This is a genomic window from Magnetococcus sp. PR-3, assembly GCF_036689865.1.
Taxonomy (GTDB): domain Bacteria; phylum Pseudomonadota; class Magnetococcia; order Magnetococcales; family Magnetococcaceae; genus Magnetococcus.
On record NZ_JBAHUQ010000014.1, the window covers coordinates 37,374 to 55,323 of the forward strand.

The 17,950-nt window shown below is 50.8% G+C and carries 17 protein-coding genes; 4 read left to right on the forward strand and 13 right to left on the reverse strand.

Features of this window, described 5'->3' with window-relative positions; translation table 11 throughout:
- The 5 genes from V5T57_RS09660 to ccmI form a co-directional block, all read right to left on the reverse strand.
- Positions 1-1,680, reverse strand: a complete 1,680-nt coding sequence (locus V5T57_RS09660) for a ribonuclease J (RefSeq protein WP_332890997.1) — start codon at positions 1,678-1,680, stop codon at positions 1-3.
- Positions 1,677-2,489, reverse strand: coding sequence for a twin-arginine translocase subunit TatC (gene tatC, locus V5T57_RS09665; protein WP_332890998.1), 813 nt, complete (start codon positions 2,487-2,489; stop codon positions 1,677-1,679). Before tatC ends, V5T57_RS09660 begins: the two co-directional genes overlap by 4 nt.
- A 106-nt stretch (positions 2,490-2,595) precedes the next feature.
- Positions 2,596-3,012 carry a Sec-independent protein translocase subunit TatA/TatB gene (locus V5T57_RS09670; protein WP_332890999.1) on the reverse strand — a complete coding sequence of 139 codons (417 nt, stop codon included), beginning with the start codon at positions 3,010-3,012 and terminating at the stop codon, positions 2,596-2,598.
- Positions 3,013-3,075: 63 nt separating this feature from the next.
- Positions 3,076-3,285 (reverse strand): twin-arginine translocase TatA/TatE family subunit, encoded by a 210-nt coding sequence (gene tatA / locus V5T57_RS09675; RefSeq protein ID WP_332891000.1) that lies wholly within the window; start codon positions 3,283-3,285, stop codon positions 3,076-3,078.
- A 125-nt stretch (positions 3,286-3,410) separates the two neighbouring features.
- A complete protein-coding gene (ccmI, locus tag V5T57_RS09680) occupies positions 3,411-4,358 on the reverse strand; it encodes a c-type cytochrome biogenesis protein CcmI (RefSeq protein ID WP_332891001.1) in 948 nt (315 codons plus the stop codon).
- A gap of 198 nt (positions 4,359-4,556) precedes the next feature.
- Here ccmI and mutM point away from each other — a divergent pair, with 198 nt between their 5' ends.
- Positions 4,557-5,384, forward strand: coding sequence for a bifunctional DNA-formamidopyrimidine glycosylase/DNA-(apurinic or apyrimidinic site) lyase (gene mutM / locus V5T57_RS09685; protein ID WP_332891002.1), 828 nt, complete (start codon positions 4,557-4,559; stop codon positions 5,382-5,384).
- Here mutM and V5T57_RS09690 read toward each other — a convergent pair whose 3' ends face one another.
- From V5T57_RS09690 to nadA, 6 genes are all read right to left on the reverse strand, one after another.
- The gene (locus V5T57_RS09690; protein ID WP_332891003.1) at positions 5,385-5,828 is read right to left on the reverse strand and encodes a PilZ domain-containing protein; all 444 of its coding nucleotides are present in this window, start codon (positions 5,826-5,828) and stop codon (positions 5,385-5,387) included. It abuts the gene before it with no gap.
- Between the two features lie 269 nt (positions 5,829-6,097).
- Positions 6,098-6,232 (reverse strand): hypothetical protein, encoded by a 135-nt coding sequence (locus tag V5T57_RS09695; protein WP_332891004.1) that lies wholly within the window; start codon positions 6,230-6,232, stop codon positions 6,098-6,100.
- Positions 6,233-7,317: 1,085 nt separating this feature from the next.
- The gene (locus tag V5T57_RS09700; RefSeq protein ID WP_332891005.1) at positions 7,318-8,487 is read right to left on the reverse strand and encodes a ChaN family lipoprotein; all 1,170 of its coding nucleotides are present in this window, start codon (positions 8,485-8,487) and stop codon (positions 7,318-7,320) included.
- A 1-nt stretch (position 8,488) separates the two neighbouring features.
- Positions 8,489-10,045: an HD domain-containing protein gene (locus V5T57_RS09705; RefSeq protein WP_332891006.1), complete on the reverse strand. Its 1,557-nt coding sequence runs from the start codon at positions 10,043-10,045 to the stop codon at positions 8,489-8,491.
- Positions 10,046-10,223: 178 nt separating this feature from the next.
- Positions 10,224-10,682, reverse strand: coding sequence for a GTP pyrophosphokinase (locus tag V5T57_RS09710; RefSeq protein WP_332891007.1), 459 nt, complete (start codon positions 10,680-10,682; stop codon positions 10,224-10,226).
- 27 nt (positions 10,683-10,709) lie between these two features.
- Positions 10,710-11,807 (reverse strand): quinolinate synthase NadA, encoded by a 1,098-nt coding sequence (gene nadA / locus V5T57_RS09715; protein WP_332891008.1) that lies wholly within the window; start codon positions 11,805-11,807, stop codon positions 10,710-10,712.
- Positions 11,808-11,926: 119 nt separating this feature from the next.
- Here nadA and queG point away from each other — a divergent pair, with 119 nt between their 5' ends.
- On the forward strand, positions 11,927-13,027 hold the full coding sequence (gene queG / locus V5T57_RS09720; protein ID WP_332891091.1) for a tRNA epoxyqueuosine(34) reductase QueG: 1,101 nt from the start codon (positions 11,927-11,929) through the stop codon (positions 13,025-13,027).
- A 337-nt stretch (positions 13,028-13,364) separates the two neighbouring features.
- Here the strand turns inward: queG and V5T57_RS09725 are convergent, their stop codons facing one another.
- Entirely contained in the window at positions 13,365-13,865 is a 501-nt protein-coding gene (locus tag V5T57_RS09725; protein ID WP_332891009.1) for a hypothetical protein, read from the reverse strand.
- Between the two features lie 85 nt (positions 13,866-13,950).
- On the reverse strand, positions 13,951-14,613 hold the full coding sequence (gene nth, locus V5T57_RS09730; RefSeq protein WP_332891010.1) for an endonuclease III: 663 nt from the start codon (positions 14,611-14,613) through the stop codon (positions 13,951-13,953).
- Between the two features lie 93 nt (positions 14,614-14,706).
- Here nth and V5T57_RS09735 point away from each other — a divergent pair, with 93 nt between their 5' ends.
- On the forward strand, positions 14,707-16,740 hold the full coding sequence (locus V5T57_RS09735; RefSeq protein WP_332891011.1) for a molybdopterin oxidoreductase family protein: 2,034 nt from the start codon (positions 14,707-14,709) through the stop codon (positions 16,738-16,740).
- Between the two features lie 79 nt (positions 16,741-16,819).
- A complete protein-coding gene (gene nagZ, locus V5T57_RS09740) occupies positions 16,820-17,929 on the forward strand; it encodes a beta-N-acetylhexosaminidase (protein ID WP_332891012.1) in 1,110 nt (369 codons plus the stop codon).
- Positions 17,930-17,950 lie beyond the last annotated feature (21 nt).

The following is a 17,950-nucleotide window of genomic DNA, read 5'->3' on the forward strand; positions in this document are numbered from 1 at the left end:
CTACATCTCCATCACCATGGGGAGAACCACCGGTCGGCGTCCTAGCCGTTTTTTGAAAAAGCGCCGCAGTGCACGAACGGCCAGATCGTTGGCGCCAACTTGCTCATCCTCACTAAAATCCATGCCTTTGGGTCCAATAGCAAGGGCCTGCGCAACAGATTCGCGCATTTCTTCCAACATCTCGGGGTTTTCATCCTCATGAATCACGCCTCGGGTGAGGATTTCTGGCCCTTCCAGTAGCTTGCCACTATCTTTTTCAACCACCAGAACCACAATGACCATACCATCCTGGGAAAGGTGGCGACGGTCACGCATGACGATGTCACAAATATCCCCAACCCCTTTGCCATCCACAAACACCCGGCCATGGTCAATGGAATCGATAATCCCCACGTTCTGTTGGGTTAACTCCACCAGATCCCCATTTTCCATCACCAGTGATTTTTCCGGGTCCACCCCCATCTCTAGTGCAAGATTGCGGTGTAGGTGTAGGTGGCGTGGCTCCCCATGCATGGGAATAAAAAATTCAGGTTTGGTCAGTGCCAGCATGGTCTTAAGATCATCAGCTGGTGCGTGTCCTGATACGTGAATGGCTGGGTTATCTTTTTCATGCACCACCTCAACCCCATTTTCATAGAGCTTGTTGATCAAGCCCCAGATCGCCCGTTCATTACCAGGAATGAATTTGGAGGAGAGGATAACCATATCCTCTTCTCCCAACACAATATCCCGATGTTCTTGGTGGGCAATACGCATTAATGAGGAGTTGGGTTCTCCTTGGCTACCTGTGCTGATGACGCAAATATGCTGGCGCTGGTAGTTTTTAATGTTTTTCACCGTAACCATGTTTTCGCCATCTAGACGGATGAAGCCCAGTTCACGGGCAACACCGACATTGGCTTCCATGGAGCGTCCATTGAGGACCACTTTACGGCCATGGGCGATGGCAGAGTCGATAATTTGTTGAATACGATGAATGTTTGAGCTGAAGGTTGCACAAACTACCAATCCCTGAGCACGAGCCATCTGCTCATCCAGGGCAGGGCGTACGCTGCTCTCTGAACGTGAAGTACCGCTACGGGCCACATTGGTTGAGTCTGACAACAGGGCAAGAACCCCTTCTTCCCCCAGTTTGGCTAAAGAGAAGAGGTCACTGGTATGACCATCCACAGGGGTATGATCAAACTTAAAATCCCCACTGTGTAAAATGGTACCGATGGGGGTACGAATGGCCACCGCAGAGGCGTCAACAATAGAGTGGGTTACATGGATGTAGGTCAGGTTATAGGGCCCAACCTGAAAAGCCTCTCTATGCCGAACTTCACGGATGCTGCTGGTCGAAAGGTCATGCTCTTTAAACTTCATCTTAACCAAGCCGATGGTAAAGGCGGTGGCAAAGATAGGCGCTTGTAGCTTCGGCCAAACATAGGGTAGGGCACCAATATGGTCTTCATGACCATGGGTCAGAATAATCCCAACCACATCATCCTTACGTTCTTCCAGCCAAGCAATATCTGGAATAATGACATCGACCCCAGGGGTGTCTGGAGAGGGAAATGTCAGACCCGTATCAAAGACTAAAATCTTCCCTTGGCATTCATAAACCATAAGGTTCATGCCAATTTCACCCAAGCCACCCAAAGGCAGAATACGAACAGAATGCTCTGAGCTATCGGTCATGATCGTTGCTCCCCACCACCCTCATCATCATCATCATCCAGGTCGTTGTCTTGCGCATCCCACTCGGCCGCTTCCTGTTCGGCCCGCTTACGTTCAATACGGCGGCCCATAATGATGGAGGCTTCATACATGAGCATGATGGGAATGGCTAAAAAGACCTGGGTAAAAGGATCTGGTGGAGTAAGAAGTGCTGCAAAAACAAAGGCTAAAACAATGTTGTATTTACGCTTATTGGCCAAGCCTTCGGTCGTAAGTACACCTGCTTTAATCCCTAATAACAAACCCACGGGGAGTTCAAAGGTAATACCAAAAGCGATAATCAACTTAATAACCAGTGAAAGATACTCTTTCATACTGGGTAGGGCTTCAATGGTCGAGGTCTCAAAGCCTAAGAAGAATTTAAAAGCCAGTGGAAAAACGAAATAGTAGGCTAAGGCACCACCAAAGAAAAACAGAATAGGGGTGACAAACAGAAAGGGGAGAATAGCCGAACGTTCATGCTGGTAAAGCCCTGGTGCAATAAACAACCACATCTGCACAAAGATCAGGGGCATAGCCAGGAACAGGCCCGTCAGAAAAGAGACTTTGATCTGTGTGAAAAAGGCCTCATGCAAACCGGTATAGATCATCTTGGCATCGGGACCGCGCAGGGTATAGAGCGGTGCAGCCAGAAAATCAAAAATCTCAGCGGCAAAACCAAAACAGAGCACAAAACCGACGATAATGGCACCAACAGAAATCATCAGTCGGGTGCGCAGTTCGATCAAATGTTCAACCAAGGGGGCTTTCTGTTCAACGTCCAGGGACATGGCCGTTTATTCTCCAGATTATAAATGGCAATCGGCGCACCCTCAATTTAAGGGTGCGCCGTTGATCTGTTCGTTTGCAATAAGAAGCGCACTCAGGTGCGGCTACCTAGGCAGACTTATTCTCATCTTGTTGTACGCTAGAAGCAGGCTCTGCTGGTGTTTCAGGTGCGGCTGGTTCATCACCATCGGCATACTGATATCCAGCTTCTTCCTCGTACCAGTCATCCTCATCCGCATCTGCCTGTTTGTTCTCGGCATTGGGGTAGGCGACTGGTGGAGGTGGAACATCCAGACGTTCTGATTCTGCCAGAGGCTCAGGTTCCTGCGCTTGAGCAGGGGCCGTACGATTACTATTCTGGATTTCATCCAGATCAACACTGTCACGGATATCCTGGGCAAAGCGTTGCATTTGACGCATTGCCTTGGCCAACCCTCTGGCCACTTCCGGAATTTTGTCGGGCCCAATTACTACCAAAGCCACCACGAGGACGATAAAAATCTCCCCCCAACCCATACCAAGCATCGATTCCATCCTTCAACGTCGGATCACAACCTAAGGCTGTTTTCCACGTTCAGGCTACAGGTGTCAGGTGTCTTTTTTTTCAGACGTTTCAGAAGCTGCCGGCTTAGTTGCTTCAGCCTCTGCTGCTGCTTCTTCTTCCGTGTTCATCGCTTTTTTAAAGCTTTTCACACCGCGACCCATGTCGCCCATCACTTTGGGCAGTTTGCCTGCACCAAAAATAACCAGAACGATCACCAGGATGATGACCATTTCCATGGTACCCAAACCAAACATCGGCTACCTCCAAGACGGTAAATCCGTGTGGCATATGCCACGAAACAAAGGTGTCATACTCTATCCCATTTTCCCCCACAATGCTATGCATGTGATGGGTACGCCATGGGGGGCGTAAAAGGGGGTTACCCTTTATCTGCTTGCAATTTTTCCTTGGCCATATCCATGGCCTTTTGCACCTGGGGTTTAACATCTTCTGGTGCAACGGGCATCAGTTTATCAAACCACTTCAGTGCAACATCAAATTTCCCCATCTGGAAAGAGCCCATTCCCAGTAGCCACATGGCGTCAAGCTGTTTGGGGTTCTTTTTGTGGATGCTCTCCAGTAAATTGATGCCAACCCCCATTTGAGCAGGATCCCCAGTCTCCAGCAGTGTAACCGCCATGCCGAGTGCGGCATCGGTATTGCTGGGGTCTCTATCTAGGATATGCTTATAGGCATTGATGGCATCCATGGGGCGATCCATATTGCGGTAGGAGCGACCCAGCATTAGCCAGCCTTGAATGTTATCTGGCTCATCTTTTAAGCGTTCAGCCAAACCAGAGACCATGGCTTTGATATCTGGTGCACCATCTGCACCTTGCATGGGTCCACCGCCACCGCCACCACCGCTCCGTTGCTGAGATGAGGCGCTGTAATATTCAAACTCAGAATCGTCCGGGGTGCCCATGGCTTGGTAGGTCATAAAGCTAGAGGCGACAACCAAAGCTACCACGGCAATACCCATGGCGCGGTTGTTACTCAACGCACCTTGACTGGTCGTGGTGTCCTTATCGCTCTTGTCCGTATGCTTGTTCAGTTTATCCAGCGCAACCAGGACCTGACCCAACTCTTCTTCTAGTCCTTCACGGTTATTGGCGGCATCTGCTTCGTCCACCAAACCACCTTGAGTATCCAGTTCCAGCTCTTTGAGCTGGCGCAATAGTACATCTCGACGGTCTTCCAGTTCAACCAGCGGGTTGCCTTCTAACCCCAATGGTAGGGGGCGGTTGCCGTTGGCACGAAACAGGGGAACAAAGACCATAAACAAAGTAACAATCAGAATGGGAACGATGATTAGCCAGAGGGTCATACCATTTCCGTTCATTAAGCCGTTGTATGAAGGGTAAACGAGCAGCCACGAGGATAAACCCGAGCCTTAGCTTTAGCATTGAGGCATATCAACCCGTGCATGGTGCTCAAAATCACCATAATGTAGCAGACCCAATAGGCAATGGCGAAGCATGAATCGCCCATCATGGGGAAAAAGCTGCTTTAAAGGAGTATATGCATGCCAGAGTTGCCAGAAGTTGAAACCACACGCTGCGGTATTGAACCTGCCGTAAAGGGTAAAAAAATTGTCGATATGGTGGTGCGACAACCCAAGCTGCGTTGGCCGATACCTGTAGATGAGCTGGAGCAACAGCTGGTGGGGCGGCAGATCTTAACCATTGGGCGGCGGGCTAAGTATCTGCTTTGGCGCAATGGTCTAGGTAGTATGTTGGTCCACTTGGGCATGTCTGGCTCTATGCGTATCTTACCGCAAGATACCCCACCTGAGCGACACGATCATGTGGATTGGATTATGGAAGATCGGCAGATGGTCCGGCTGAATGACCCTCGCCGGTTTGGCGCGGTGTTGTGGATACCTCATTCTCAAGGGGAGTCTCAACATCCCCTATTGGCAAAACTGGGGCCGGAACCTTTTGATGACGCTTTTCAAGGTCGCATGCTCTATAAAAAGTCTCGTGGACGGAGCTTGGCGGTGAAAAATTTCATCATGGATCAATCCATCGTCGTGGGGGTGGGAAATATTTACGCCAGCGAATCACTGTTCCGGGCAGGTATTCATCCGGCGCAAAAGGCTGGCCAAGTGAGCTTGGCACGCTATGGCTTGTTAGCTGAGGCCGCCAAGTGTGTATTGGCTGAGTCCATTGAACAAGGGGGAACGACCTTACGGGATTTTAAGGGGAGCGATGGTAAACCGGGTTACTTTGTGCAGTCTCTAGCTGTCTATGGTCGTGAAGGTGAGCCATGTAACCAGTGTGGGGGCTCGATTGAGAAAACCGTTTTAGGGCAACGTTCCAGTTTTTATTGTCCGCGCTGTCAGAAGCGGTGACTAAACCGTAGCAGGTTGTTGGTTTTCTAGAGTTTCCAAAATATCATACAGTAAGGTAATGCCCATTTCATGGCGGTCATGATCTGTCAGCAGCAGAGCGATGCCTCGTTCCATGGTACGCACAACCTCACAACCAAACTTTAGAACCTTGCCATGCTTGGGGTACATGAGTATGCAGCCTTGGGTACCAGGGTCGATATGGGCAGGAGGGGTCGGTAGTTGTACAAAAAGTCCTGTCGCTGAGATATCCCGCGTGGTGCCGTTTAACCGAATACCACTTTTAAAACGTACCTCAGCATTCACATCATGAGAAATGCGCAAGTGTTTACGCTGGCCGGTTTGTATGGCCTGTTTATAAGGCGTGGCTTTTTTTATGGGGGATATTTTAATTTGAAAATCACTGGGTTTTAACGCGTCACTACCATATTTTTTTTTAACCGCCATCCCCATTCCCCCCCATTTTCATGGCCTAAACACAGACCAGATCTGCCATAATGACAGAAAGATCACGAATAGTATCACAGCTATCCTGCAAAAGGCCATCGTACAGTGAGAAATGTTGGGATTTGTTCGAAGTTCTTTGAAATAGAGCCAAACGATGCGGGCAAAATAGAAGCCCACATACTAAATTATTCATAGCTGGGAGCGTTTTTTTCGACCCGTTTGGGAAGGTTAGTCATCAACGGTTTCCCTTGTTTTTTAGAGCGTCGTGATTAGGACAAACGGGTTGTATCGGTTTCTTTGGCCGCTTTCCAAACTTCATTCAGCATTTCAGAAATTAGGCCGCCTTCACTGCATGCATGCTCAAGCAAAACCCTGGCAGCGTCTAAAAGTTTCTCATCTAACATGGCACCCCTCATTATTTCATGGCCTATTCAAAAGGTCGGTGACGCTTTCATATGATCACCATGAGTCAATGTTTTTCAATGCTGGTTTTTGGAAAGAATCATCCAGGGTAGCCAGTAAAATAGCCTTAGATATTGAGTGGGTACGCATGCAGGAACGCGTGCGAAAAATTGCGACCAGGGGGGGGGCGCATGGTCACATCGGGGCGATATTCATGTATGAGGTGACAGGTGGCCTCTATATGATTAATGAGTCTCTTGAACCGTTGTGACTCAGCATGCGTGTCTATGAAGATCAAATTTATCTTTTGGGGATAGCCTGCTTTAATGCTTCTTCCCTTTGTTTATTATAACAAAATTCGGGTTGGCCTAGAGTGATGATAAAAAAGTCAGAGTTCAGCAAACTCTTTCGAGCATGGGCTTGAACCTCTACATCATAGTCATGTTCATGGCCTTGTTTAACCTGCCCAAGCTGGTTGTCAATTTTGCGATCTTCAAGCGCCCATTCTAACAGTTGACGAATGGCATCGCTGTTTATCCTGCCTTCACCAGAGCACGATAGGCTGAACGGTTGTTGCCTTGCTCGTTGGAGCTACGCTGTCGGTTCGCCGGTGTCGTCACTCCGAACGATGGGTGGCCAAGCAACAGCCACAGGCGACAGTACTATCTGAATGATATAAACATTGACCTGCAGGAGACTCCTGGTCTGTAACGCTATCCACCCGAACAGATCGGGCTTGTTGGGGATGATCATCACTAGCGTTAAAATGATCGTGCTTGTCACGGTAGCAAATGCTATGCGCCATGTGCTCAACACCATCTTTTATATTTAAAACCAGCCTGGGATGCCTCCGGACTTACCTAAGGGTCGCAGTCAATAACTTAGATAAAACGGTATGGTCTGCTTTGGAACATCAGTAATATGAGATGTGACCTCTAAGGGCATAGTTAAAGGCGGACAGCTTTGGAAAAAGTGTCAAGCTGTCGTTGCTTCGTTATACCCTGTCATACACGATAGTACAGGTGGGTGAGCTTATGTTGTTTTATGGCCATGAGCTCACGGTCAGGCCATAAAACAACGATGATCTTTAGGGGTGCCTTTTTGGTTTTGGGGCTTCTTTGGGAAGTTGAATGGGTAAAGGCTGTTCTTTGCCTTCCCGCTCAATGGTTAGGGTAAGGGCATCCCCCCAGTTGTGCTGGCGCAGTAGGCGAACCAAATGGTGGTTGGTCTCTGTAGCATGACCATCTAAAGCGGTAATACGGTCTTTAATTTTAAATCCTGCTTTTTCAGCAATACTGTCTGGCATGACTTTGCGAACTTCAACAGGACCGTTGGCCGTTTGGCTTTCATCTTCCAAAACAATGCCCAGACGAACAGGTGGGGGGACTTTTCCTCGTTCCATGGGTTGGGTGCCCCAGGCATAGTCTCCAGCCTGTTGTTCAATCCAATCATGGCCACTTGTCCAGGGAATAACGCTGGCGACCTGATCCAAGCCACGGGATTTCAATTGGTGGGCAATACCATAACCAAATTCAATATGGCCGGTCCCTGCAATACCAATGGCAATACCATTCGGGTTTTTTTCGGCCCATTTTAAAAGCCCATCGGCCATGACCGCATCCCAAGTTGTTTGGGCTTCAATAAACTGATCGGTTGAACCTTTTACCATCATGCTATGGATATGACTCTCAAAGATGGTCGTAAGCTCTGTACGGTAAGCCTCTGGTGCCTCAGCGGGTTTGGGAAGTGATTGACGCGTGACTTCGTTGATGTTCTCTAACCCTTTTTCACGGATTTGAGCAATGGTGCTTCGCTTAACGTTAATCGCCAACAGGGGCAACTTATGATCCCTGACATAACGGAGAATGGGTAGGTAGAGCTCAGGATCCATGCCCCAAGTGAAGTACCATTGGGTCTGATCCAACAGTTGATCTTCTGTCAGCTCCCCCTGGCTCCAGCGGTCCAGTACCGGTTGTAGGTGACGGGGAAACTGCTCCATCCCCACCGCCACCTGGCCATGCTTTTGGTGTAGGGCCCGTATGACCTGTAGCTGTACGTTATGCTGGTAGGGATCATCATGCTGTTCCCCCACCAACACCACACGGAATTGGCTTAGGGCATCCGTCAATGCTGCCTGGGAGATGGCTTCTCTTTTTTTAAGATCAACAATTTCATCGGTATTTACAGAAACAGGCATATTCTTCCCGACTAATATCGCTAATAAAAAGGCGCCACCGACAACGAGAGGTGCTGGCATGTTAGTTCTCCCACAATTTTAACAGTGGATGTTGAAATTTTTGGCGAATTAAAAGCATCACAGCATTCAATGCACGACGATCGACAAAAACCCGTGCTTGCTTGCGGCGACAATGGCCCAGAAAATTGATGCGTTCAGAGGCCTGCTCCGCAGGACGTAAATATCCACTCCCATCTAAGACCGGGATGCTACCACGACTACCGATTGCGTACTGCATGTGGGCATAAGGGGCACGATGGATACTATCCACATGGACAAGTAGCGCGAGGGGAACGTTCCATTTTTCTTTGTTATCAGGCTGGGAAATCGTAATGGGGTAGTCCCGGTGTTCTTTAAGAAAATGGTGCAAGCTTTCGGCAGCATCGGCATCAATAATCACATCCGTAGCACCATCTTGCCCGTTTAAGGCATCCTCCCCCTCACTCCAGAGTGAGTTTTCCGGATCCAGGTGCCAAAGCAGGCGTTTATAGGGGGTTTCCCGCTGTTGAAACATCTGGCTTTTGCGTTGTAACTCTCTGATCAGGGGGGAGGGTTCTGTGTTTAAAGGCAGTCGTGACCAATAGCCCATGGCATAATCCAACACCGCATCATCCAGGGCATGGAAAAGGGTATAATCTTCATGGTGTGGGTTTCGTTCCTGCTTAAGGTAGGCGATTAGCTCGATTGGTGTACCACTGGGGAGAGGTTGTTCGGCATCGAGCATGGCATGCAAAGTACGGATGATATGTATGAGCAAGGCTTCAAACGCGCGTACCGCTTTATGGTCGTAGACTTGGCGATACATATCATCGCGGGCAGCGATGTAGGACTCCAGTGCGGCAGGCCCTTTGGCGATTTCAACACAGAGTACCGGGCCGCTTTCGGTTTTTTTTAATCTCAATGAACGCAGCAACCATGCGGCATCAAAACGACCATACCGAACCCCCGTAAAGTGGGCGTCTCGCTGTAGGTAGTCCATACGGTCGGCATCAAGCTGGCTGGAGATAAACTGTCTGGCCAAGCCCAGTAGCCCGGTGGCTTCCCCTTGGCCAAGTATAATCGCCAGCTCTTGCGTAAAGCGATCTCGATCCAGATAGTGCTGTTCACAAAAATGATAAATAGCCCGACGCACGCCAGAGTCGTGCTTTAGAAGGGTTATACCACGCTGTTCATGGTGAACAGGATGGGGATTAACATGTTCAAACACGTGGGAGTAGGGGCCGTGCCCAAGGTCGTGAATTAAAGCGGCACAGCGAATTTGTAGACCTAACAGCGGGGTGATAACGCCAGGGTGGCGTTGTGCAACACCGGCAATCATACGGCTGGCCAGGTGCATGGCACCAAGCGCATGAGAAAAACGGGTGTGTTCCGCAGAAGGGTAGACTTTGGCGGCAGGGCCTAGCTGACGAATGCGTCGTAAACGTTGCAGTTCCGGGGTATCAATGAGATCAAGTAAAAGTGGATCCCCCCAGGCCCAGGGCGGGGATTCCCCCATGGGACCAGTGTGCAGGCGCAATTCAATCATGTCATGCACCGGGTCCCGAAACAGCTTAACCGGCATGCTCTCAAGATCAGCCATAAGGTGGCTCCTTCAGGGAAACATGGCGTTCATGACCATGGTGGGGCGGTTGATCCCACCGTGATGACCGAGACTGTGTTCTTTTTTACGGCCAGGGCAAGGGTCACACGTTTGATGAAATCAAACAGTGTGGCTGACGGATCAGCATCCTGAGGGTGCCCTTAAAGGAGATTAACCCCTAGAGATCTTTCAAGGGGTTATCCGTTACTGTTTCGGCCAAAGCCATAATCTCCCAGGCCCCACGATATTTTTGTAATCTTTGCAGGTCTGCTTCGCTTAGGTTCTCTGGAAGGCGGCGGATGTCCATATTGTCTTCCAGGTCAGCCCGTTTCACGGAACATGCAACAGGGTGGGCCATGACACGGCGCAGATACTCTGCATAATTTTCGCTGGGTTTGCGTGTTAAAAGCTCCACGGCAAACAGAACATCATAAGAGAAGCCCGACTCATCCAAAAACTGCAGGGTGACCTCTGTATCCTCAACCACATCGTGCAGTACCGCAACTTGACGGGCAATGTCATTGGTCTGTTTCATCATGACACGTAAGGGGTGCAGAATGTATGGCTGCCCGGATTTATCCTTCTGCCCTTTATGCGCACGGGTGGCAATGGCAATGGCGGTCTCAAGATCAGCCATAATGGCTCTCCCCCTCAAACAGTGTGATTAAACAATGGCCAGCATGCGGTTTAAGGCCACTTTAGCCGACTCCGCCTGTTTAGCAGGTACTACAATTGGATTAACCACTTCCCCTTCAACCAGGTTTTCCAGGGTCCACAGAAGGTGTTGTGGGTCGATCCGGAACATGGTGGAGCACATGCAGATGGTTGGGCTAAGGAAGTGGATCTCTTTTTCAGGCATCTCATGCTTGAGGCGGTTGACCAGGTTCAGCTCTGTACCAATGACAAACTTGGAACCGGCTGGCGCCTCACGAACACGGGTTTGAATCAACTCAGTAGAACCCAGTGCATCCGCTTTTTGGCATACCTCATAACTACACTCAGGGTGACAAACCACTTGCACGCCAGGAATGCGTTCCCGCCATTGGTCAATATGCTGGGGTTGGAACATTTGGTGAACAGAGCAGTAGCCATCCCACAAAATGATCTTGGCTTTCTCAATCTCTTCTTTGGTCAAACCGCCCATGGGCTCGGCGGGCTTCCACAACACCATCTCATCCAGGGGAATATCCATGGCGCCCCCCGTGTTTCGACCTAAATGTTGGTCGGGGAAAAAGAGTACTTTCTCTCGCTCAGAAAAAGCCCACTTTAGAACGTGACCAGCGTTGGATGAGGTACACACGGTACCGCCATGATCACCACAGAAGGCTTTTAGGTCAGCCGCTGAGTTGACATACGTGATGGGTGTGATGGTGGCTTCAGCATCCAGAACCGTGCTCAGTTGCCGCCAGCACTCTTCAACGGCTGGTAGGTCGGCCATATCGGCCATGGAACAGCCGGCCGCCATATCGGGTAAAAGCGCTGTTTGATCGGGGGATGATAAGATATCCGCCACTTCAGCCATAAAGTGTACACCACAAAAAATGATATAATCGGCATCGGGGCGTTGCGAGGCCAAGCGGGCCAGCTTTAGGGAGTCCCCGGTCAGGTCCGCATATTTATAGACCTCTTCACGTTGATAGTGATGGCCTAGAATGACACAGTTGTCGCCCAGTTTCGCTTTAGCCGCTACAATACGGGCATCAATCTGGTCGTCGGTCAGTTGGTAGAGGGGCTCAAGGGCCACTTTATTCGCAGTCGTCATTGCCAATTTCCATAGGTCAGCACCCAACGGCGCTTTGATCTTGCTCAACATTCAGGAGACGGATCATCCCGATTCCACAGACACAATGTACCCACCACAGCCATGAACTCAAGGAGGAAATCCGAGCAAAGGCCCTGGAAATGGGTTTTGACACGGTTGGTTTTGCCCCTCCAACCCCTCCAGTCAACCATGAGAAACTAGAAACATGGTTAAATTCTGGTGGTTATGGAGATATGGATTGGATGGCCCGTAACCGGGACCGGCGGGCAGACCCCAGGCAGTTAATGGCAGGTCTTAGCACCATTATGGTGGTTGGGGTTAACTACCAGCCCGCCCCGGAATTACTCAATGCGCTCAATGAACCTCATATCGGGTATATTTCGGCCTATGCCCGACATAAGGATTATCACGATATTCTAAAAAAACGCCTTAAAGCGCTGGCGCGTTGGTTGGAAGCACACCTAGGGGGGCCACAGGATGGCCGTGTGTTTGTGGATACGGCACCGGTATTAGAAAGGCCGTTGGCAGCACAGTCCGGTTTGGGCTGGCAGGGTAAAAACAGCATGTTGGTATCACGCCAGCACGGTTGTTGGCTTTTTTTGGGTGAACTCTTTTTAGCTTTACCGTTGGCTCCAGATCCTGTGGAGCCTGATCATTGTGGTCAGTGTGATCGCTGTCAAAAAGCATGCCCCACAGGGGCGCTAGATCAACCTTATTGGCTGTTGGCGCCAGATTGTCTGGCTTACTGGAGTATTGAAACCGACCTGCCTATTCCTCAGGGCATGCGTCAGGCTATGGGGAACCGGGTTTATGGGTGTGATGACTGTTTAATTGTCTGCCCCTTTAACCGCTTTGGAACCCCAACCCAGGAGCCTCTTTTTTTACCCAAACCTGAGCTGGAAAACCCAGATTTATTGATGTTAGCGCAGTTGGATGAAACGCAATTCCGTACCCTGTTCAGTCAATCTCCGGTTAAGCGTACAGGGCGTATCCGGGTGCAGCGTAATGTGGCGGTGGCATTAGGCAATTGGGGCAGTGAAGAAGCATGTGACATGCTCAAACAGTTATTCATGCACGAGCATGCCCTGGTGCGTGGCCACGCGGCCTGGGGGTTGGGGCAGTGCGGTGAACAGGGGCAGGCTGCTTTAGAACAAGCACAAAAGGAAGAGGCAGATCCTTATGTTCAAGAAGAGATCCAGGCGGTTTTAGCGCAAGGTTAATGGGGGAGATCTAGAACCATGCCAGACATCAAGCACTCTTCTGGAGTATCTAGGCTTGGCCATGTTAAGCACTTGCAGAGTATGGGTATAAAAAAGGTCCATAGCGTGGATGAGTCGCTTAAGCACGGTTTGAAGACCGTACCTCCCTACAAGAGGAGGGGCTCTGCGTTGCTGCCATATGTGGCACGGGGGGCTGGTTCAGGCGCTCGGGCTGTTTGCTTTTGGCCGGTGGATAGAGGGGGGCGGTTAAGTCTGTCATCAAGGCGTCAGGCACAGCGATATCGAGGAAAATAAGCAAGGCTTAAGCCTCTAACGCTTGAGAACAAGCGATGGAGGCTTAAGCGCGCTCTTCATCCTCTTCGGGGATATCTTCATCATAATAGTCGGTGTGCCGACGCATGGCATTGACCAGGAACTGGGTCGCACGATCGAGCTGTTGTCGCCGTGCCTCGGGGGCTTGGTGCCACCGGGCGATGTGGGCAACATCCTCAGCGACCTGATTGGCACGGATCATCTCCAAAGCATGCTGAGCGGCTTCCTGGCCATGATCAGGGTCAGGGTTTTGATGTTCCTCTTCTTGCTCTTCCTGCTCTTCTTGGCGAACCACGCGGTCCACCGCCTCCACCGGCTCATGGCTGGCAGGGCGCCCAACATTGGGCTTGGTGCGGTGACGTACCACAGGTCCTTGGTTGGACTCCTGGGTAGTCTCGACATGGTGTTCATCTTGGGCTTTGCCATTTTCTGTGCGTATATCACGTCGGTCACGCTCGCGACCAACCTCTTTTTGGAACGCACTGAGCAAACCAAAGACCATCACGTTTTGTACGGGATTAATCATGGTTGCAATCCTCCTACTTCTAAGATCGGAGGTTTTGCAGTAAATGTTGAATAAAAAATAGTAGATGTTCGAAAAAAAGCGCTTATTAGGTCTGTTTTTCCCGTTTTTTCTGCTCTTTTTGGAAGGTGCTGCACCAGTCCGTAACCAGGCACTCGGCACACAGGGGTTTGCGTGCTTTGCAGGTGTAGCGCCCCAGCAGAATTAACCAATGGTGGGCGTGATCCATAAAGTGCTCAGGAACCACCTTAACCAGGGGGGCTTCGGTGGATTCCGGGGTTTTACTCTTGACCAGCCCTAAACGGTTAGAGACCCGAAAAACATGGGTATCCACCGCCATGGTCGGTTGCCCAAAGGCGACATTTAGAACCACATTGGCCGTTTTACGCCCCACACCGGGTAGGGCTTGGAGCTCTTCACGGGTTTGGGGCACCACGCTGTTGTGCTCATGGACCAGCTTTTTGGCCAGTAAGCCCAAATTCTTAGCTTTACTGTTAAACAACCCAATGGTGCGGATGTGGGGCTTAATGCCCTCTTCCCCCAGTTCAGCCATGGCTTCTGGGGTCGGGGCGGCCTGAAACAGGCCAGGGGTTGCCTTGTTTACGCCAACATCCGTGGCTTGAGCAGAGAGCACCACCGCAACCAGGAGCTCAAACGGGTTACGGTAATCCAACTCGCTTACAGGCTCAGGATTGGCCGCTTTGAGTGTGGCAAAAATGGATTCAATATCTTTTTTTGTCTTACGGGCCATGTGTCGCTTCCATTGTGTTGATGGGGCAAAGGGGGTTATACCAGATGCTGGGTACTTTTGCCCAATGCTTTAAGTTAAGAGTGACATTGGACCATGGCTACAGAAACACACTATACCACCTGCCCACTGGATTGCCCCAGCGCCTGTGCCCTGCAGATCACCACAGAAGAGGGGCGTTTAACCAAGATTAAAGGCGATGGTAACCATCCTTTTACTCAAGGGGTTATTTGCGGCAAAGTGGCCCGTTATGAGGCGGTGCAGAATGGTGAACGCATTACCCAACCGATGAAGCGGGTAGGCCCCAAGGGGTTAGGTCATTTTGAGCCTATCAGTTGGGATGAGGCCATGGAGACCATGGTAACTGAGCTGCAAAGTCGCATCGATACATATGGTGCCGAGACGGTTTGGCCCTACTGGTACGGGGGGACCATGGGGCTGTTGCAGCGTAAAGCTCTGACACGTTTGACCCACCGTGGGGGGTTCAGCCGTATGTTGGGCACCATCTGCTCCTATATCGGGGTAGCGGGGTGGCAAGCTGGGGTCAATAATTTTGTCGGCCCCAGTGCCGATGATATGGCGGCGTGTAGTGATCTTGTTGTGTTGTGGGGCATTAATGCGGTCTCTACCCACATCAATATGATGGGGTTTGTTAAAAAAGCCCGTGCCCGCGGTGCAAAATTTATTGTCGTCGATCCCTATCGTAACCGGACCGCTAAGTTGGCGGATGAGCATATTAATCCGCGTCCCGGTACCGATGGCGCACTGGCTGCCGCTATGATGCATGTCTTGTTGGGGGAGGGTTTGGCCAATCGGGACTATCTGGCGCGCATGACCGACTTTGATGAAGAAGTTGAGACTCACTTTAAGGATAAGACTCCCGAGTGGGCTGCTGAAATTACCGGCCTGGAGGCGGAGACGATCCGCCAGTTTGCTCGGCAGTTAGGGCAGGCTTCGGTGCCCTATATCCGTATGGGGTTGGGTATGAGCCGCCAAAACAATGGGGCGGTCAATATTCATGCGGTGTCTGCCCTTCCTGCCATGGTGGGCGCTTGGGAAAAGCGCGGGGGTGGGGCGATGATGATGTCCCACGGGGCCTTTGGTCTCAACGATCGGGCCATTACCGGACCCCATTTAGTGCAAGGGCAGCCCGCACGTGAGCTGGATATGAGCCGTGTTGGGGCGATCTTGAATGATACAAAGCAGGAAACCCCGGTTTCAGCGATGTTGATTATGAGTGTGAATCCGGCTGTGACCAACCCGGATCTTGGCGCTGTCTACCGGGGGCTAACCCGTAAAGATCTGTTTACCGTGGTGCATGAACAGGTCATGAGTGATACCGCCAAGTTTGCAGATATCTTACTGCCAGCCACCACCTTTTTGGAGCATGAAGATCTCTACAGCTCCTATGGCCAATATACCCTGCAGCATGCCCAGCCCATTTTACCACCAACTGGGGATGCCCGGTGTAACCACGATTGGGTCAATGAGCTGGCCCGCCGTTTGGGATATGAGGAGCAGGAGTTTAAGAACAGCACCACCCAAACCGTTGCCCAGGTATTGGCAGACTCTAACCTGCCACCCATTGATCAGTGGCAAGGGCGTTGGCAGGATGTCACACCGGATGAAGATACCCGTCACCACCGGCATGGTTTTGGGCATGCCGATAAGCGTTTTCACTTTCGGGCCCATTGGTCGAATCCTCAAATGCCAGCTCTACCAGACCACTGGGCGGTCAACCGGCGTGATCTGGCTTCAGATCAGAGCTATCCGCTGGATTTTATGACCCCACCGGCCCATGCCGTATTGAACTCGACCTTCACCCAGTGCGACTATCATGAAAAAAAGCTGGGGGAGCCTCTGTTGTTCATTAACCCAGAGGATGCCCAGCAGCGTGGGGTGAAAGAGGGGGATCTTGTTGTTGCTTATAACGCTTTGGCTTATCTGCGTTTTAAAGCACACCTGACAGAAGATGTTCGTCCTGGTCTAACCCTATGTGAAAGCAACTATGCGGCAAAGGCATTTAAAGAGGGCATCTCTCTAAACGCTTTGAGTCATGCTGATGTTGTTGAACCGACCGGTGGTGCGGCTTTTCATGATAACCGCGTACAGGTTGAAAAGGTGACCTGATCTTAACCATATGGCGGTTGCGTGCTATGGGGTATGGTGTGTGATTGGTGTTGATTTTTAGACGATGTGAGATGATTGAATGACAGAATCCATACATCCTGGTCGGTATTTGGTGACCTCACTCTCCGGGTTAACCCTTAGCGCGGAGGAGAAGGTCTATCTCAAGGCGGTTAAACCGGCAGGTGTCATGCTCTTCTCCCGTAACATCCGGGATCTTGAGCAGGTGACACATCTGATTGAGCGTATTCGCCACTACAGTGCAGATACGGTCTTATGGATTGATCAGGAAGGGGGGCGGGTACAGCGTTTAGGGCATCCACTTACCCCATTACCCGCGGCTGAGCAGTTTGCTAAACTCTACCGTCATGCCCCCATGCAGGCACGATATTTGGCTGAACAGGCTGGTGCCTTAGCTGGGCGAGAGTTAAAAAGCCTGGGGTTTGGTGTCAACTGTGCGCCGGTACTGGATATTCCTGCCCCACAGGCAGATCCGGTCATTGGTAACCGTGCTTTTGGGCGAGATGCCCACACCATTACCGATCTAGCTGGGGCTTGGCTTACCGGTTTGCAGTCTGCTGGGGTGATGGGGGTGGCTAAGCACTTTCCCGGTCATGGGGATGCCTTGGTCGACTCCCATTTGGCTTTGCCTCGGGTAAAAACAGAAATTGGGGAACTGCGGCAAAAAACCTGGGTCCCATATGTGCAGTTGATAAAACAAATCCAGGGCATTATGACCGCTCATCTGGTGATGGAAAATTTGGATCCTCAACATCCAGCTACGTGGTCCTCCGTGGTGTTAAAAGACTGGCTCAGGGGCCGGTTGGGATATACGGGGCTTATTGTTTCGGATGCACTGGAGATGGGCGCACTTGGTGGGTCTATGGAGGATCGTGCCGCGCGTGCTATACGTGCTGGGTGTGATCAATTGTTGGTCTGTTCAGGGCGGCGGAACCATATGGAGCAAGCCTTGTGTGGTGTGGTACAAGCGTTGGGTGAAAAATCACAATCTGAGCAGCAAAGTGATGGTCAACGTATGGAACGTATCCTTTCCTCATGCCGTTTTTCACCGGGTAATTGGCAGAAGGTAGTTGAAGATCCAGCCCAAGAGGCGTTAAAAGAGAGTCTACAACGTTTGGTCAGTCATGATCTTGGCCGGGACCCGACGGAAGTGTTACATAGAAAATTATAGGTCGATTGACCTGTTTAGGGA

Excerpts from the sequence above, each read along its gene's own strand:
- V5T57_RS09660 (WP_332890997.1), bottom strand. The coding sequence starts at position 1,680 with ATGACCGATAGCTCAGAGCATTCTGTTCGTATTCTGCCTTTGGGTGGC.
- tatC (WP_332890998.1), bottom strand. The coding sequence starts at position 2,489 with ATGTCCCTGGACGTTGAACAGAAAGCCCCCTTGGTTGAACATTTGATC.
- V5T57_RS09670 (WP_332890999.1), bottom strand. The coding sequence starts at position 3,012 with ATGCTTGGTATGGGTTGGGGGGAGATTTTTATCGTCCTCGTGGTGGCT.
- tatA (WP_332891000.1), bottom strand. The coding sequence starts at position 3,285 with ATGTTTGGTTTGGGTACCATGGAAATGGTCATCATCCTGGTGATCGTT.
- ccmI (WP_332891001.1), bottom strand. The coding sequence starts at position 4,358 with ATGACCCTCTGGCTAATCATCGTTCCCATTCTGATTGTTACTTTGTTT.
- mutM (WP_332891002.1), top strand. The coding sequence starts at position 4,557 with ATGCCAGAGTTGCCAGAAGTTGAAACCACACGCTGCGGTATTGAACCT.
- V5T57_RS09690 (WP_332891003.1), bottom strand. The coding sequence starts at position 5,828 with ATGGCGGTTAAAAAAAAATATGGTAGTGACGCGTTAAAACCCAGTGAT.
- V5T57_RS09695 (WP_332891004.1), bottom strand. The coding sequence starts at position 6,232 with ATGTTAGATGAGAAACTTTTAGACGCTGCCAGGGTTTTGCTTGAGCAT.
- V5T57_RS09700 (WP_332891005.1), bottom strand. The coding sequence starts at position 8,487 with ATGCCAGCACCTCTCGTTGTCGGTGGCGCCTTTTTATTAGCGATATTA.
- V5T57_RS09705 (WP_332891006.1), bottom strand. The coding sequence starts at position 10,045 with ATGGCTGATCTTGAGAGCATGCCGGTTAAGCTGTTTCGGGACCCGGTG.
- V5T57_RS09710 (WP_332891007.1), bottom strand. The coding sequence starts at position 10,682 with ATGGCTGATCTTGAGACCGCCATTGCCATTGCCACCCGTGCGCATAAA.
- nadA (WP_332891008.1), bottom strand. The coding sequence starts at position 11,807 with ATGACGACTGCGAATAAAGTGGCCCTTGAGCCCCTCTACCAACTGACC.
- V5T57_RS09725 (WP_332891009.1), bottom strand. The coding sequence starts at position 13,865 with ATGATTAATCCCGTACAAAACGTGATGGTCTTTGGTTTGCTCAGTGCG.
- nth (WP_332891010.1), bottom strand. The coding sequence starts at position 14,613 with ATGGCCCGTAAGACAAAAAAAGATATTGAATCCATTTTTGCCACACTC.
- V5T57_RS09735 (WP_332891011.1), top strand. The coding sequence starts at position 14,707 with ATGGCTACAGAAACACACTATACCACCTGCCCACTGGATTGCCCCAGC.
- nagZ (WP_332891012.1), top strand. The coding sequence starts at position 16,820 with ATGACAGAATCCATACATCCTGGTCGGTATTTGGTGACCTCACTCTCC.